Origin of the sequence: Grimontia indica (genome assembly GCF_000333895.2) — a bacterium.
Lineage (GTDB): Bacteria > Pseudomonadota > Gammaproteobacteria > Enterobacterales > Vibrionaceae > Enterovibrio > Enterovibrio indicus.
This window is the reverse complement of record NZ_ANFM02000035.1, coordinates 48,721-65,188: the sequence shown is the minus strand read 5'-3', so window position 1 is coordinate 65,188 and position 16,468 is coordinate 48,721. Positions and strand designations below refer to the sequence as shown.

The following is a 16,468-nucleotide window of genomic DNA, read 5'->3' as shown; positions in this document are numbered from 1 at the left end:
AAACGCATCACAGTGTATGGTTAACTTCAAACCGGTACTGTTCGTCATAGGGCTGGTCTTATCCAAGATCGCCCTATTTATGTATGTACCCACCCTAACGGCCTTTTTCACCGGTACCGCCGGTTTTCTCGACTTCGGCCTTTCGGTCATCATCACCCACGTCGCTGCGTTTGCCTGTCTGACGCTTGGTAAAACCGAGGATTTCCGTCTCAACGCACGCGACATGTTTGTTATCACCACCATGGTGTGGTTGATTGCCAGTGCTTTCGCCGCCTTGCCCTTTGTCTTCATCAACCACATCAGCTTTACTGACGCTTACTTTGAGACCATGTCAGGTATCACCACCACCGGCTCTACGGTGCTGAGCGGTCTTGATAATATGGCGCCGTCGATTCTGCTTTGGCGCTCCATCTTGCAATGGCTCGGTGGTGTCGGATTCATCGTGATGGGCGTGGCCATTCTGCCTTTTTTAAATGTTGGTGGTATGCGCCTGTTCCAGACCGAGTCTTCCGACTGGTCTGCTAAATCCAGTCCGCGTACCAAAAACGTCGCCATCAGTATCATGAAGGTGTATGTCTCGCTGTCGGCGCTTTGTTTTGTCGCCTACTGGCTGACGGGGATGACGGCATTTGAAGCAGTGAATCATGCCATGACGACACTGTCGACGGGTGGCTATTCCACCTCAGATAGCTCAATGAACCATTTCAGCCATGCTGCACATTGGGTCGCCACCTTGTTTATGTTCGCCGGTGGCCTGCCATTTCTTCTGATGATTAACGCACTGCGCCGACGGGAACCCAGCATGCTGGTGAACGATGCGCAGGTGCGGGGCTTTACCTATCTGGTACTGGCTACGGCGTTGATGGTGGCAATCTGGCTGGTACTGACCAAAGACTATGGAGTGATGGACGCAGTGAGAGTTTCGCTGTTTAACATTGTCTCCGTGGTAACAACCACTGGCTTTGGACTGGATGATTTCACCGCCTGGGGGCCTTTCGCGTCGGTGATTTTTGCTTTTATGCTGATCGCTGGTGGCTGCTCAGGCTCAACCTCAGGCGGCGCAAAAATCTTCCGTTTCCAAATTGCACTCGCCTTACTGAAAAAACAAATCCAGCAACTGGTACATCCTTCAGGCGTTTTCATCCAGCGCTACAACGGACGCCCGGTCAACGAAGACATCGTGCGCTCTGTGGTGGCATTCGCCATTACCTACATTATGACCATACTGGTGGTGGCGATGGTGCTGGCCGCCACCGGACTTGATGGTATCACCAGCCTGACAGGGGCAATGACTGCGGTAGCTAACGTTGGGCCAGGCATGGGCACTATGATTGGGCCAACAGGAAATTTTGCCGGATTATCTGATACTGCCAAATGGGTGCTCAGCATCGGCATGTTGATGGGACGGTTGGAAATTCTGACTGTACTGGTTTTACTGTTTCCGGTTTTCTGGCGCGACTAAGCGCGCCAGCTCACTCATACGGGCTGCACGTACCAGTAAATAGCAAGGAAGTGCAGCACCGTGCCGCCCAGCACAAACAGATGCCAGATAGCATGGTTGTAAGGAATGCTTTGCTTCACGTAGAAAATCACGCCCAGCGAATACACTAAGCCGCCCAAGCCCAACAATACCATGCCGGCTGTCGGCATCACCTGCGCCAGTTGATAAACCACCACCAGAGACAGCCACCCCATCGCCAGATAGGTCGCCAGTGACAGCGATTTAAACCGGTAAACAAAGGCAATTTTCAAAATCACCCCCACCAGTGCAATCCCCCAAATCAATGCCATCACCCAGTTTGCCAACGGCGTTCTGAGACTTATCAGCATAAAAGGCGTGTAGGTGCCTGCGATGAGCAGATAGATGGCGCAGTGGTCGAACGTTTTGAGTGCGCGCTTCGCACCGGCAAAGGGAATCGCATGGTAGAGCGTGGATGCCAGATAAAGCAGGATGATACTACCGCCATACACACTGTAGCTGGCAATACTGAGCGCGTCGGCATGCTCACCGACAGCTTTCACGAGCAGCATGACTAAAGCCACGATGCCAAAAATCACACCCAGGCCATGGCTGACGCTGCTGGCGATTTCTTCTTTCACCGAATATTGAGACGCAGAAGCCGCTGTTGTCATGCGACAGTCTCCTTAATTGCTAACGCATTTGAGAGGTCCAGCGGCGAGTATGACACATTTAAGCGTACACGTGTAAGCTTAAATTATTGCGAGATTTGCTCTAGCAACGTTTTAACCTCAGCTGTGACTTCCTCGGAGCTTCCTGTGACGGTTAGCTCACGGGAAAGCTTGTTGGCACCGACAAATCGCCCTACTGCCGCCCCAATACCTTCACCCTGTCGTCCAAAGGTCATCACAAGGTGAAGGGCGTCTTCAGATTTTGTCGCCACAAGCGCCATATCCCTGAACACAGATTGGTAAGGTTCCGAAACAGCTGCCCACTCGAACTGCTGTTCAAATGGCATAGGCTGGCGCTCGACTTCCTCGTTTTTCACTTTTTCAATGCGGAAACCTGCGTTCTCAAACGCCGAGAACGCAGCATCTAGCTGAGTATCCGGCTTCACGGTCAATTCAGTTTTCGATGACGTATCTTTGCCCATCGGAATATCGAGGTTCACTTCAAGCCAAACTTTGCCGTCACCCATCGACAAAGGCGCATTCAGTGGAAGGCACATGGTTGATTCAAAGCACTGAGATTTACCCGGCTCAGTGGTGAACGCATCCGGGAGAGACCACTTTGCCAAAACGTGGGTTTTACGACGACGTTGTTTCTTTCTGCCTTGTTCGCCTTGAGTTCTGAGCTCTTCCCATCCCATGTAGTCGCAGCAAACTGACAGTTCAACCGCGTCCACCTGTTGGGCAACATCGCCGCCAATGACGGTCACCAACACCTTGGTTTGCTCACCCTGCATCAAGGTTGTGGCGTCCAGTTCAACGCTGACTTCTGCGCTGCCAAACCCCACTTTCGCCAACGTTTTTTTCAACCATCCCATGTTTTTCAATCCTCATTTTCTTGCGCTTATAGGCAGCCTACCGATTCTAGACAGAAAACAAATACCATGGTGTCACAGCAACGCGTCAAATTCAGTCTAAGATTAAAAGACTGGTAATCGATGGCGTTCTTGCCTCGTGAAATAACGGAGAATAAGCCAGCCATGTCAAAAGAGATTTTTGCGCTAAGTTCTGGATATTTGAAGAAAGTTGTCCCCCTTCTGATGAAGTACCAGGTTCCTGCGACGCCACCGAATTACGCCCTTTGGTATACCTATGTGGCCAACGCAGATAATGAGCTCGCCAAGAAAATTGATGAGTCGATCAGAGAGACAGGAACACTGAGCCCAACGCTCAGCGAAGAGTTGTACAATACCCATGTTGCAGATGAGAAAGTCAAAGATGTCGATGAATTCCAGCGTGGGCTTCAAGCCTTGGCATTGGAGATGGGCAACACCATGGAAGACACGTTGAAAGACACCGCGACCTTCCAAAGCACCTTGGACAAAACATTCTCGCAACTTGCCCGCGTCGGAGAGGAAACCCTGTCGATGGAAGAAACCGTCGCCGTGGTCAGGAAAGCGGTGAAAGGCTCCAACGAGTTGCGTCAATCCACGAATTTCTTCAAAAACCAGCTGGCAGAGGCGCAAAAAGAGATTTCAAGACTCAAAGAGACGCTCCAGCAGGCTAACGAAGATGCATTGCACGATGCACTCACCAGTCTGTATAACCGACGCGCCTTTGATACCGAATTAGACTCGCTGGCTGCCTCACCACCACCAAAAGGCTTCTGTTTGTTGCTGTGCGATTTGGACCACTTCAAAAGCTTCAACGACACCTACGGTCACTTGATGGGCGACCAGGTATTGAAGCTGACAGCCAAGCGGTTGTCCGACTATTGTCGTGACGGTATCAACGCTTACCGTTATGGCGGGGAAGAGTTTGCCCTGCTGGTGCCTAACCGTGCACTCAGCGGCGGGTGTAGGGTGGCGGAAACCATACGCGCTACCATCGACAAGCTGGCGATCAAGGACAAGAAAACCGGCAAGAAGCTCGATACCATCTCAGTTTCGATAGGCGTAGCGGAATATGAAAAGGGCGAAAGTATCCGTAACCTCATCAGCCGTGCCGACGCCCAATTATACGAGGCCAAAAATTTGGGTAGAAACCGTGTCATGCCCGTGACATAAGGGCGAGACACTCACTGTAAAGGCGGGTTTACTCCGCCTTTTTTTCTGCGCGAATTATTTTTATCACTGCTGCTTTTTTCGGCAATTTTTTCCTGTTATTATCCGCCCGATTTCGCACTTCGCGAACCCCAGAGTGAACACGCAGTAAGGCTAGCAGCCATTGGAATTCCTGACGTCACTCTGTAAGAGAACCCCGTCATGGATGCGCAACCAATGAGAACCTTAAATGCGCCCTGTTACTGTTCGACCTGTACGTGTTACCCGCACTCCATCACGCATGCGTGCACATTTTTTTGCGCCAGCATTCAAAAGCAAAACCAACACGAATCTGAATGGCACTCCAGACCTGACTCTGGTGCGTCCAACACCTGTCGTGGTTGAAATGCCAGAAGGTGAAGCGGCTTAATTGACCCTTGCTGTGATTGGTCTGCCCGCCTGAATCTGGTACTGTAAGCAGATAAGTCACATAAAAAGTAAGGCCAAAATTCGGCCAGTTGGAGTCATCAAAAATGAAATGTCATCGCGTTAATGAACTTATCGAACTGCTTCATCCTGAGTGGCAGAAAGAGCCTGAGCTGAACCTGCTTCAAATGATCAGTAAATTGGCAGAAGAAGCCGGGTACGAAGGGAAGCTGGAAGATCTAACCGATGACGTGCTGATTTATCATCTGAAAATGCGTAACAGCCAAAAAGATGAAATGATCCCAGGCTTGGCAAAAGACTGTGAAAACGACTTCAAAACCGCTATTTTGCGTGCGCGTGGCATTATCAGCTAAGAGTGCGCAATAAACCGGATATATACCCAAACGACCTGAAGATGCTCGCATTCAGAGGCCCTCAATGCATTCAATTCAAGGCAAATTTCGCGAGGAATAGTCGTTCTATTTCCGTGGAATTTAACGATGAAGTGAGTGTATTGAGGGCCTCCCTTCGGGCGAGTTGACTGCCGTCGTGCTCTTTGTTGTCCCTTTTTGATGGAGGTGACTACACCTACAAAGGGACGCCGCGATCACAACACCAGTCAAACTCGCTGAATCCGGCATCGTCAGGTTGTTTGGGTATAAAGGCGAAGCTTCTGGCTTCGCTTTTTTATATTCAAAACAAAAGGCTGTTACACATCAACAGTGTGATTGTCCGGTTAATTTCCCACCACACGCACAGAATTCCTCTTTCCTCCTCAGATATAATCTGACGTCTATCATTTATGTTAGTGATAGATAACTATCAAAGTGTTGAGTGTTAATCGATGAAAGACACTGACAACGTATCAGTGTCAGCAATGTTCGGGAAATCCCGATTGACCCAAGGAATGCAGGTGTCATGAGCAAGGATAAAATTGACGTCAAAGACGTTACCCCAAAAGAGTACAACCCTAAAACCCATAAAACGAGTGGCGATCGTTTCAACCCAGGTAACCGCATCTACGTGCGGGCAATGACTGGGGTATTCCAGAAGCTTCGCCAGAAAATGGGCTGGTTCTTTATGCTGTTGTTCGTGCTGACGCCATGGATCCCATATGGCGACCGCCAGGCGATCCTGATTGATATTGGCAAACAACAATTCAACTTCTTCGGCACCACCCTTTGGCCTCAGGATCTGACCCTGCTTGCCACCCTATTTATGATCGCCGCCTTTGGTCTTTTCTTTATCACCACCTTTTTAGGGCGGGTCTGGTGTGGGTATCTCTGCCCGCAAACAGTCTGGACGTTTATCTACATCTGGTTCGAGGAAAAGCTCGAAGGTACGGCCAACAAACGAAAGAAGCAGGACTCGCTGCCAATCACGAAAGAGTTATTCCTTCGAAAAACGGCTAAACATATCTGCTGGTTTGCCGTCGCACTCCTCACCGGTCTCACATTCGTTGGCTACTTTGTGCCGGTCAAAGAGCTCTTCATTGATTTCTTTACCTTCAACAGCAGTTTCTGGGTCGCTTTCTGGGTGCTGTTTTTCAGTGTCTGTACTTACGGAAACGCTGGCTGGATGCGCTCTATCATGTGTATTCACATGTGTCCTTATGCACGCTTCCAGTCCGCTATGTTCGATAAAGACACCTTTATCGTGGGCTACGACACCCAACGCGGTGAAAAGCGCGGTCCACGTTCGCGCAAAGTCGATCCAAAAGAGAAAGGGTTGGGCGACTGCATCGACTGTAACCTGTGTGTTCAGGTGTGTCCGACAGGTATCGATATCCGTGATGGCCTGCAATATGAGTGCATCAACTGTGGTGCCTGTATTGATGCCTGTGACGAGACCATGAGCAAAATGAACTACGCCAAAGGCCTCATCAGCTATACCACCGAGCACAAACTCGAAGGTCATAAAGTCGATATCGTCAGACCTAAGCTGATTGGCTATGGGATTGTGATGGTGGCTATGCTGGGGCTGTTTGTGATGCTTTTCTCTGCGGTGCAACCAATGGGATTGGACGTTATCCGTGACCGCACACAGCTGTTCAAAACCAACAGTGATGGCCTGATTGAAAATACCTACACCCTGAAAATTCTCAACAAGACCCAATCACCGGAAACCTATTCACTGACCGTGAAAGGGCTGGATGGTGTGGAATGGTACGGCAAGCAGGAAGTGACCCTGACCGCCGGAGAGATCTTTACCCTGCCAATCAGCCTGGGGGTTGACCCTTATGAGCTGAGCGCGCCGGTGGCCAATATCACCTTCGTGTTGGAACGCCAGTCGGGGGACGATAAGAAGACAATAGAAACAGAAAGCCGCTTTATCAGTAAGATGTAGCGCACTTTCCCGAAAAAACGGACGCCACCTGAGCGTCCGTTTTTTATCTTCGGCGGCAAACTCTGCTACCATCACAACCCACACACCTTAACCTAGCCAATCCTATGAGCGACGCCCAATTTAGCTATGAACATCTCACGCCAGACACCTTGCTCAATGCATTGGAGTCGGTTGGCATTCGCCCGGAATCAGGCCTTCTGGCATTGAACAGCTACGAAAACCGGGTCTATCAGTTTCAGGATGAAGAGCGCCGTCGATTGGTGACCAAGTTTTACCGTCCACAGCGCTGGAGCCGAGAGCAAATCCTCGAGGAGCACGCCTTTGCCGATGATCTCGAGCAGGCTGAAATTCCAGTCGCCGCACCAATGAAAATTGACGGGGAAACCTTGTTTAACTTCGAAGGCTACCAGTTTGCGGTTTTCCCAAGTGTCGGCGGCCGAACGTTCGAAGTGGACAATTGGGACCAGCTTGAAATGGTGGGCCGCTTTTTAGGTCGTATCCATAAGGTTGGCGCCAGTAAACTCTTTGTGCACCGCCCGACTATTGGTCTGGATGAATACCTCTTCGCGCCGCGTAAAGCGCTGGAAAATTCAAGCTTCATCCCAATGCATCTCGAAAATGCCTTCTTTGCAGATCTGGACCGCCTGATCAGCGTATTAAAGGAGCGCTGGAATCCGGATGTGAGCACTCTGCGGTTGCACGGTGACTGTCACCCCAGCAACATTCTCTGGCGTGATGGCCCTATGTTTGTGGACTTGGATGATGCCAGGAATGGTCCTGCGATTCAGGATATCTGGATGCTGCTCAACGGGGACCGACACGATCAGCTCGCACAGCTTGATACGATTTCCGAGGCATATTCAGAATTTCACGATTTTCCCACCAATGAGTTGCAACTTATTGAACCATTACGCGGTCTGAGAATGGTGCATTACATGGCATGGCTGGCAAAACGCTGGGAAGATCCGGCATTTCCGCGTGCATTCCCATGGTTTGCTGAGGCAAAATACTGGGAAAATCAGGTACTCGCCTTTAAAGAACAATTGGCCGCCCTTGAAGAACCACCGCTCACACTGGCTCCTCAATGGTAAGCAGCCATGAATAACACTCAGGGAGAAAAGACGTTATGTTGAAAAAAATGTTGGCTGTAGCTGCAGCGGCAATGCTGGCCTTTTCGGCGCAGGCAGCGCGCTTTAACGCAGGGGAAGACTATCAGGTACTCGACCTGCCAAAGAGCGACACACCTAGTGTGGTTGAATTTTTCTCGTTCTATTGCCCACACTGCTTTAAAAGCGAACCGCTGATGCAGGAGCTAAAAAAGAACATCCCGGACAATGCCAACTTCACCAAAAACCATGTGTCCTTTATGGGCGGCAACATGGGCAAAGCGTTGAGCAAAGCCTATGCGACGGCTGTGATGCTGGATGTAGAAGACAAGATGGTGCCGGTGATTTTCAACCGTATCCACCTGATGCAAAAGCCACCACGCAATGAAGAAGAGCTGCGCCAGATGTTTATCGATGAAGGTGTAGACGCTGAGAAGTTTGACGGCACTTTCAACAGCTTTGCTGCAAATGGTATGGCAAACCGCTTTGATAAAGCCTTCCAGGATTCGGGCCTTCGTGGCGTGCCAGCACTGATTGTGAACGGCAAATACCACGTGACACCAAAAACCGTGAAGACCAAAGAAGATTACTTCGCGCTGGTTAACTTCCTGCTGACCCAGTAAGCCAAAGGTCAACAGACCCTAGCAACATGAAGAAAGGGCCATCAGGCCCTTTTTTGTTATCTATGATTTAAACCGCCGTTTTCTCTCGCTCGACGATATCGACGTCTGGCTGCGTGTGGCCATAAATACCATCCAGCCTGTCGTCTTTCTCTTCCCAAACGTCATTCAGCCACTGATGGAAACGGCGCTTAAAGGCCTTGTCATTGAAGTAATCACCTTTAACGTTGTCGTCCACGGGCAGTGTGTCGATACGCACCACAATCTTTTCCATCTTCCCACTGAGCAAATCTTTAAAAGGCAAATGGCGGTTATCCGGATACGCCACCGTGACATTAATGATGGCATCAAATTGATCGCCCATTGCACCCAAGGTGTAAGCAATGCCGCCAGTTTTAGGAGGCAGTAGGTTGTTATACGGCGATCGCGTCTGACGCTTCTTTTCATCGGTGAAGCGGGTACCTTCAACAAAGTTGACCACAGTGGTTGGGGTGTGGCGAAAACGCTCGCAAGATTTACGGGTAGTTTCCAGATCGCTGCCGCGCTTTTCCGGATGTTTTAACAGGTACTGACGTGAATAGCGCTTCATGAATGGCATATCCACTGCCCAGCAAGCCATGCCAAGAAACGGAACGTACAAAAGCTGCTGTTTTAAGAAAAACTTCGCCATCGGAATACGGTTTCTGAATACCGAAAAAATCACCACGATGTCAGTCCAGCTAAGATGATTGCAGATAAGCAGATACCAGCCATCTTTTCTCAGGGTCTCTCCGCCCTGAATATCCCATTCCACGTTAGAGGTCAGGTTCAGAAGCTTATGGTTTCCGGTTGCCCACGCCCACATCATGCCGTTACAAAGACGGGTGATCCCCCTTTGCAAAGCAGGAATGGGTAACAACATTTTGATCAGGGCAAAACAACAGATTAGCACTGACCAAAACGCAGTATTCAAGCACACCAGAAAGGCGTTCAGATAAAGTATCAAGGTATCAGTCTCGCGGTCTATTCACTGAGTTGTCATCCAAGGGTCATAATACGACGCAGAAATAAAAAACACCATTCAGTTAAAAGTGGTCACATCAGTCTGCGCGTGCCTTGAAGGCATTAACTTGCCAATGCAGTCAGCTGCTTTAGGAGCCTGTCCATCGAGCGATATCCTAAGGCTTCAGCCAAGTGCCCCCTTTGAATATTCGCCTCACCAGACAAATCCGCAATGGTACGTGCCACTTTGATAATCCGGTGATATGCGCGGATGGACAGCCCTAATCGATGCAGCGCCGTTTCCAGAAAATCCGCGTCCGCTTTATCGAGCGGACAGTAGGTTTCAATTTCCCGACTGGAAAGCAGGCTGTTTACCTTGCCAGACCGTGCGAGCATCACCGCTCTTGCTCTTTCTACCCGCGCTTTAATCACTTCCGTCGGTTCGCCACGATCGCCACCTTCCGTTAACGTGCCTCGCGGCAGTGCGGGGATTTCAATCGAAAGATCAAAGCGATCAAGAAATGGACCTGATAAACGATTTAGATAACGAAGCGTCGCCTGTGGATTGGAGCGCGCCAACTGACCTTCATAGTGTCCGGTCGGACTGGGGTTGAGTGCACCAATAAGCTGGAAGCGCGCAGGAAAACAGGTTTTACCGTTGGCACGGGAAATAACCACCTCGCCAGATTCAAGAGGCTCACGCAGTGAATCCAACACCTTTCTTTCAAACTCAGGCATTTCATCGAGAAAAAGTAAGCCATTGTGTGCCAGCGATATTTCACCCGGTTTCGGGGTGCTACCACCGCCCACCAATGCGGCCATTGAACTGGAATGGTGTGGTGTACGAAAAGGTCGTTTGCGCCAGTTACCTTCGTGCAAAGGCTTTTCTGTAAGGGAAGTGATCGCCGCGGTTTCGAGCGCTTCTTTGTCACTCATAGGTGGCAACAGATCGGCCATGCGTGATGCCAGCATGGTTTTTCCGGTTCCTGGAGGGCCAAGGAAAAGTAAGTTGTGCGAGCCTGCCGCCGCAATCTCCAGCGCTCGTTTTCCCTGTTGCTGGCCGATAATGTCCTGCATACAACGTCCGGCGGTATTTGGCGTGACTTCGTCATCTTCAGGCTCTTTCAGCATCAGGCTGCCCTGTCCGCTTAAGTGGCGACAAACAGAAATCAGATCCGGCGCAGACACATGAATATCCCGCCCCACCAACGCCACCTGTCCGCCATTTTCATCTGGCACCACCAAACTTCTCTTCGCTTCTCGGCATGCCACGGCAGCGGGCAACGTCCCTTTTACCGAGCGCAGCTGACCAGAGAGAGCCAGTTCTCCCGCAAATTCATGACTATCGAGCTTGGTCATCGGAATTTGACCGGAAGCAGCCAAAATGCCGAGCGCGATAGGTAAATCAAACCGACCACCTTCTTTGGGTAAATCCGCCGGGGCCAGGTTGACTGTGATGCGTCTTGCGGGAAATTCATAGCCCGAGTTCACAATGGCGCTGCGCACCCTGTCCCGCGCCTCTTTGACCGTGGTTTCCGCAAGACCAACTAACGTAAACGCAGGTAATCCATTGCTGATATGGACTTCGACAGTCACTTGTGGTGCTTCGACGCCGACACAGGCGCGACTTTGAATAATGGCAAGATTCATAAGGCGTAATCAGTAACTATTTAACTATCAATAGGTTATTTGCATAAACCATTAGTATTACTGCATTACGAAGCGGAAATTGGAAATTCGAGCCACTTTTTGCTTGTCATGCGACAGAAGTCTGTGATACCACTATGAGCGGACAACATCTGTGCAAACAAACGTTGACATAAACATACAGCGCCCAAACAAATGGCGCTAAAAGAGACAAAATGAATCATCTATCTCGCGCCCTAGTCATTATTATTTCAATTATCGTGGTGGTACTACCGCGAGGGGCAGCGACGGCTAGAACATAGCAAACAAACATCGCAACAGCCCCCGCATCGAAAGGTCCGGGGGCTTTTTTCACATTTGGACGTGCGGTTGCAAGACGCAAAAAGGAAAACTCGGTATGGGACCATCTCAGGAAGCACAGCAAGCAACCTCCTTGGCGGGATTTAACAGGAGGCCACAATGACAGGTGCACAACTCGTAGTTGAAGCTTTGCGAAAGCAAGGGGTGACGACAATCTTTGGTTATCCGGGCGGTGCGATCATGCCCGTTTACGATGCCCTTTATGACGGCGGCGTTGATCATGTCCTTTGCCGTCACGAGCAAGGCGCTGCCATGGCCGCTATCGGCTACGCACGCTCCACCGGCGGCGTCGGTGTGTGTCTTGCCACTTCCGGTCCTGGTGCGACCAACCTTATCACGGGTCTCGCGGATGCCATGATGGACTCTGTGCCCGTCGTTGCTATCACAGGTCAGGTTGCCAGCCCACTTATCGGCACCGATGCCTTTCAGGAAGTTGATGTTCTCGGTATTTCCCTTGCCTGCACCAAACACAGTTTTCTGGTGACCGACACATCAAAACTCGCTTCCACATTGGCAGAAGCTTTTGTGGTTGCTAAAGAAGGGCGCCCTGGCCCAGTGCTGGTGGATATCGCCAAAGACGTGCAGCTTGCCCAAATCGAAGAAGCCTTTACGGCTATTGTAAATCAGCCTTCTGCGCCAGAAGTGTCGGAAGCTTCGTTACAGGAAGCCAATACACTGATCGCAGAAGCTAAGCAGCCAATGGTGTATGTCGGTGGCGGCATTCAACTGGCCCATGCGACAGACACCCTTCGCCAGTTTTTAAATCACAGCCAGATCCCAGCCACCAGCACCTTGAAAGGGCTTGGCTCGGTCGACAAAGATTACCCCTACTATCTCGGCATGCTCGGTATGCATGGCACCAAAGCGGCTAACCTCGCGGTGCAGCAGTCTGATTTATTGATTGCTATTGGTGCGCGTTTTGACGATCGCGTCACTGGCAAACTGGATACCTTCGCGCCGAACGCCAAAGTCGTTCACATTGATATCGATGCCGCGGAATTCCACAAACTGCGCCGCGCCAATGTCGCACTTCGCGGTGAGCTAAATACCGTATTGCCGCAGTTGGGCGAGCCTTCGGACATCCAAGCATGGCAAGACAGTGTGCAGACCATGAAAAAGGACTTCGGATGGCGTTATGACCACCCTGGCGATCCAATTTTTGCGCCGCTGCTCCTTAAACAGCTCTCTGACATGATGCCGGATTCCACCGTCGTCGCGACCGATGTTGGCCAACACCAAATGTGGGTGGCGCAGCACGTAGAGCCTCGTCGCCCAGAAAACCTGTTAACCTCCGCTGGTCTCGGCACAATGGGCTTCGGCTTACCTGCCGCCATGGGTGCCAAAATGGCCCGTCCCGACGATGAAGTTGTATTAGTTTCTGGAGATGGTTCATTTATGATGAACATTCAGGAACTTGGCACCCTGAAACGCCGCAATATTCCGGTAAAAATGGTACTGTTGGATAACCAACGTTTGGGGATGGTACGTCAATGGCAACAGCTTTTCTTCGAAGAGCGCTATAGCGAGACCAACTTGTCGGATAACCCTGACTTCGTGACATTGGCGTCAGCCTTCAACATTCCAGGCAAAACCATTACCCGGAAAGAAGAAGTGATCCCTGCCCTGCAGGAATTGCTGGCAAGTGACACAGCCTACCTGCTGCATGTTGCTATCTCAGAGGAAGAGAACGTATGGCCACTGGTTCCACCCGGTGCCGCTAACCAGGATATGTTGGAGCGTACATGAGCCAATCACACACTCTGCTAATCAATGCTGACGACCAGCCAGAATTGCTGGAGCGTCTGCTGCGCATTGTCCGTCACCGTGGATTCCGCCTGACGAGCCTCGACATGCATCATACCAATGACGCCAATGCGGTTGAAATTACCCTGCAAGTGAAGAGCGATCGTCCTATCGCCAATCTTCAGAGCCAGTTAGACAAATTATGGGATGTCTCACGCGTACGTCTGCTCCCGCTAGAACAACAGTAATGCGTTATAAGGATTAATAAGAATGGCAAACACAGCGGATTATATTTGGTCAAACGGCGAACTGATCCCATGGCAAGATGCCACAGTTCACGTACTGACCCACGCCATGCATTATGGCACCTCGGTTTTTGAAGGGATTCGTTGCTACGACACCCCGAATGGCCCAGTGGTCTTTCGTCATCGCGAACACATGCAACGTCTGAAAGACAGCGCAAAAATCTACCGCTTCCCTATCCCGTATTCTGTCGATGAGTTGATGGAAGCGTGCCGTGAAACACTGCGCGCCAATAACCTGAACTCTGCGTACATCCGCCCACTGGGTTTTGTCGGAAATGTTGGTCTGGGCGTTTGTCCGCCGCCAGACACTAAAATGGATCTCATCATTGCAGCCTTCAACTGGGGCACTTACCTCGGCGAAGATGCGCTGGCTAATGGTGTCGATGCCATGATTTCAAGCTGGAACCGCGCCGCCCCGAACACTATCCCGACCGCAGCTAAAGCGGGTGGTAACTACCTGTCGAGCCTGTTGGTCGGTGGTGAAGCCCGTCGCCACGGCTATGCTGAAGGTATTGCCTTGAGTGTGGATGGCTATCTGTCAGAAGGTGCCGGTGAGAACTTGTTCGTGGTGAAAAATGGCGTGATTTCAACGCCTCCAGCGACCAGCGCTATCCTTCCGGGCATTACCCGTGATTCCATTATGACCATCGCCAAAGACATGGGTTACGAGGTGCGTGAAGAGAACATCGCGCGCGAAGCCCTCTATCTGGCAGATGAAGTATTCATGACGGGCACAGCGGCGGAAATCGTGCCGGTTCGCAGTGTAGACCAAATTACTGTGGGTGAAGGCAAACGCGGCCCAGTCACAGAGAAAGTACAAACCGCCTTCTTTGGCCTGTTTAATGGCCAAACCGAAGACAAATGGGGATGGCTGGATCCGGTCTCTCCGGACGCCAAATAAGTAGTTTTAGAGGAATAAGGAAATGCCTAAGTACCGTTCAGCCACCACCACCCATGGCCGTAATATGGCGGGTGCCCGCGCCCTTTGGCGTGCAACCGGCGTAAAAGATGAAGATTTTGGTAAACCTATCATCGCCGTGGTGAACTCCTTCACCCAGTTCGTACCCGGTCACGTGCACCTGAAAGATCTTGGCCAGCTGGTAGCGAAAGAAATCGAAGCCGCTGGTGGCATCGCCAAAGAATTCAACACCATTGCTGTTGATGACGGCATCGCCATGGGTCACGGCGGTATGCTTTACAGCCTGCCATCACGCGAAATCATCGCGGATTCTGTGGAGTATATGGTGAACGCTCACTGCGCCGACGCCATGGTGTGTATCTCCAACTGTGACAAAATCACCCCGGGAATGCTGATGGCAGCAATGCGTCTCAACATCCCAGCGATTTTCGTCTCTGGTGGTCCAATGGAAGCAGGTAAAACCAAGCTTTCTGATCAGATCCTGAAACTGGATCTGGTGGATGCCATGATCCAGGGTGCCGATCCAAATGTCTCAGACGAGCAAAGCGAGCAGATCGAACGTTCTGCGTGTCCAACCTGTGGCTCTTGCTCTGGTATGTTCACCGCCAACTCCATGAACTGTCTAACCGAAGCACTGGGTCTCAGCCAGCCGGGTAACGGCTCTATGCTGGCTACCCATGCAGACCGTGAAAAACTGTTCATTACTGCTGGCCAGCGTATCGTTGAGCTGACCAAGCGTTATTACGAGCAGGATGACGAATCTACCCTGCCGCGTAACATTGCCAGCAAAACCGCGCTGGAAAATGCCATGGCGCTGGATATCGCCATGGGCGGCTCGACCAACACCATTCTTCACCTGCTTGCAGCAGCACAGGAAGGTGAAATCGATTTCGATATGTCTGATATCGACCGTCTCTCCCGTCAAGTTCCGCACCTTTGTAAGGTAGCCCCTTCCACTCAGAAATATCACATGGAAGATGTTCACCGCGCAGGTGGCGTGATGGGTATTCTGGGTGAGCTTGACCGCGCAGGTCTTCTGAAAACTGACGTGCCAAACGTCTTAGGTGAAACCCTGGCAGATACGCTGGCGAAATACGACATCACGGTCACAGACAACGAAGACGTAAAAACCTTCTACCGCGCAGGCCCTGCTGGCATCCGCACCACCAAAGCCTTCTCACAGGATTGCCGTTGGGACACGCTGGATGACGATCGCACTGAAGGTTGTATCCGTACCAAAGAAAACGCCTATAGCCAGGATGGTGGTCTTGCCGTACTGAGCGGTAACATTGCTCTTGACGGGTGTATTGTGAAAACCGCCGGTGTGGCAGAGGAAAACCTCACCTTCCGCGGCCCAGCCCATGTGTTTGAAAGCCAGGAAGATGCAGTCAACGGCATCCTTGGCGGTGCAGTGAAAGCCGGTGAAGTCGTGGTTATCCGCTATGAAGGTCCTAAAGGTGGCCCAGGTATGCAGGAAATGCTTTACCCAACCACTTATCTCAAGTCCATGGGTCTTGGTAAAGAGTGTGCGCTCATCACCGATGGTCGCTTCTCCGGCGGTACCAGCGGTCTGTCTATCGGCCATATTTCTCCTGAAGCGGCTAACGGCGGTACCATTGCTTTGGTTAACCAAGGCGACATCATTGCCATCGACATTCCAAACCGCTCGATCGTTTTGGAAGTGGATGACGCTGAACTGGCAGCACGCCGTGAAGCTCAGGCAGAGAAAGGCTGGAAACCAGCATCGCGCGAGCGCACGGTATCACTGGCGCTGAAAGCCTATGCCAGCCTGGCAACCAGTGCTGATAAAGGCGCAGTGCGCGATAAAAGCAAGCTGGAGGGATAA

15 protein-coding genes are annotated in these 16,468 nt (G+C 51.1%); 11 read left to right on the top strand and 4 right to left on the bottom strand.

The annotated features are described in order from the left end of the window. Positions 1-16: 16 nt before the first annotated feature. Complete coding sequence (locus D515_RS19135; RefSeq protein ID WP_039850330.1) at positions 17-1,462, top strand: TrkH family potassium uptake protein; 1,446 nt, start codon at positions 17-19, stop codon at positions 1,460-1,462. 14 nt (positions 1,463-1,476) lie between these two features. On the opposite strand, the gene trhA is transcribed toward D515_RS19135, so the two are convergent. Together trhA and D515_RS19125 are read right to left on the bottom strand one after the other, a co-directional pair. Further along, on the bottom strand, positions 1,477-2,133 hold the full coding sequence (gene trhA / locus D515_RS19130; RefSeq protein ID WP_002540844.1) for a PAQR family membrane homeostasis protein TrhA: 657 nt from the start codon (positions 2,131-2,133) through the stop codon (positions 1,477-1,479). Positions 2,134-2,216: 83 nt separating this feature from the next. Beyond that, positions 2,217-3,005 carry a sporulation protein gene (locus tag D515_RS19125; protein WP_002540842.1) on the bottom strand — a complete coding sequence of 263 codons (789 nt, stop codon included), beginning with the start codon at positions 3,003-3,005 and terminating at the stop codon, positions 2,217-2,219. A 162-nt stretch (positions 3,006-3,167) separates the two neighbouring features. On the opposite strand from D515_RS19125, the gene D515_RS19120 reads away from it, so the two are divergent. From D515_RS19120 to D515_RS19095, 6 genes are all read left to right on the top strand, one after another. Then, positions 3,168-4,193: a GGDEF domain-containing protein gene (locus D515_RS19120; protein WP_002540840.1), complete on the top strand. Its 1,026-nt coding sequence runs from the start codon at positions 3,168-3,170 to the stop codon at positions 4,191-4,193. 226 nt (positions 4,194-4,419) lie between these two features. Continuing rightward, complete coding sequence (locus tag D515_RS19115; protein ID WP_002540839.1) at positions 4,420-4,599, top strand: hypothetical protein; 180 nt, start codon at positions 4,420-4,422, stop codon at positions 4,597-4,599. A gap of 103 nt (positions 4,600-4,702) precedes the next feature. Next, on the top strand, positions 4,703-4,969 hold the full coding sequence (locus D515_RS19110) for a YihD family protein (RefSeq protein ID WP_002540838.1): 267 nt from the start codon (positions 4,703-4,705) through the stop codon (positions 4,967-4,969). Positions 4,970-5,513: 544 nt separating this feature from the next. Further along, positions 5,514-6,941, top strand: a complete 1,428-nt coding sequence (gene ccoG, locus D515_RS19105; RefSeq protein ID WP_002540837.1) for a cytochrome c oxidase accessory protein CcoG — start codon at positions 5,514-5,516, stop codon at positions 6,939-6,941. A gap of 104 nt (positions 6,942-7,045) precedes the next feature. Next, positions 7,046-8,032 carry a serine/threonine protein kinase gene (locus D515_RS19100; RefSeq protein WP_002540836.1) on the top strand — a complete coding sequence of 329 codons (987 nt, stop codon included), beginning with the start codon at positions 7,046-7,048 and terminating at the stop codon, positions 8,030-8,032. A gap of 35 nt (positions 8,033-8,067) precedes the next feature. Next, entirely contained in the window at positions 8,068-8,670 is a 603-nt protein-coding gene (locus D515_RS19095; RefSeq protein WP_002540835.1) for a thiol:disulfide interchange protein DsbA/DsbL, read from the top strand. A 67-nt stretch (positions 8,671-8,737) separates the two neighbouring features. Here D515_RS19095 and D515_RS19090 read toward each other — a convergent pair whose 3' ends face one another. Both D515_RS19090 and D515_RS19085 read right to left on the bottom strand, forming a co-directional pair. Then, positions 8,738-9,652: an acyltransferase gene (locus tag D515_RS19090; RefSeq protein ID WP_083939936.1), complete on the bottom strand. Its 915-nt coding sequence runs from the start codon at positions 9,650-9,652 to the stop codon at positions 8,738-8,740. Positions 9,653-9,771: 119 nt separating this feature from the next. Then, a complete protein-coding gene (locus tag D515_RS19085) occupies positions 9,772-11,298 on the bottom strand; it encodes a YifB family Mg chelatase-like AAA ATPase (protein WP_002540832.1) in 1,527 nt (508 codons plus the stop codon). A gap of 456 nt (positions 11,299-11,754) precedes the next feature. On the opposite strand from D515_RS19085, the gene ilvG reads away from it, so the two are divergent. Genes ilvG through ilvD form a run of 4 tightly spaced genes read left to right on the top strand, consistent with a single transcriptional unit; the run spans position 11,755 to position 16,468 of the window. Next, positions 11,755-13,401 carry an acetolactate synthase 2 catalytic subunit gene (gene ilvG / locus D515_RS19080; protein ID WP_002540830.1) on the top strand — a complete coding sequence of 549 codons (1,647 nt, stop codon included), beginning with the start codon at positions 11,755-11,757 and terminating at the stop codon, positions 13,399-13,401. Then, entirely contained in the window at positions 13,398-13,646 is a 249-nt protein-coding gene (gene ilvM / locus D515_RS19075; RefSeq protein WP_002540829.1) for an acetolactate synthase 2 small subunit, read from the top strand. Before ilvG ends, ilvM begins: the two co-directional genes overlap by 4 nt. A 22-nt stretch (positions 13,647-13,668) precedes the next feature. Continuing rightward, entirely contained in the window at positions 13,669-14,604 is a 936-nt protein-coding gene (locus tag D515_RS19070; protein ID WP_002540828.1) for a branched-chain amino acid transaminase, read from the top strand. Between the two features lie 22 nt (positions 14,605-14,626). After that, positions 14,627-16,468, top strand: a complete 1,842-nt coding sequence (ilvD, locus tag D515_RS19065; protein ID WP_002540827.1) for a dihydroxy-acid dehydratase — start codon at positions 14,627-14,629, stop codon at positions 16,466-16,468.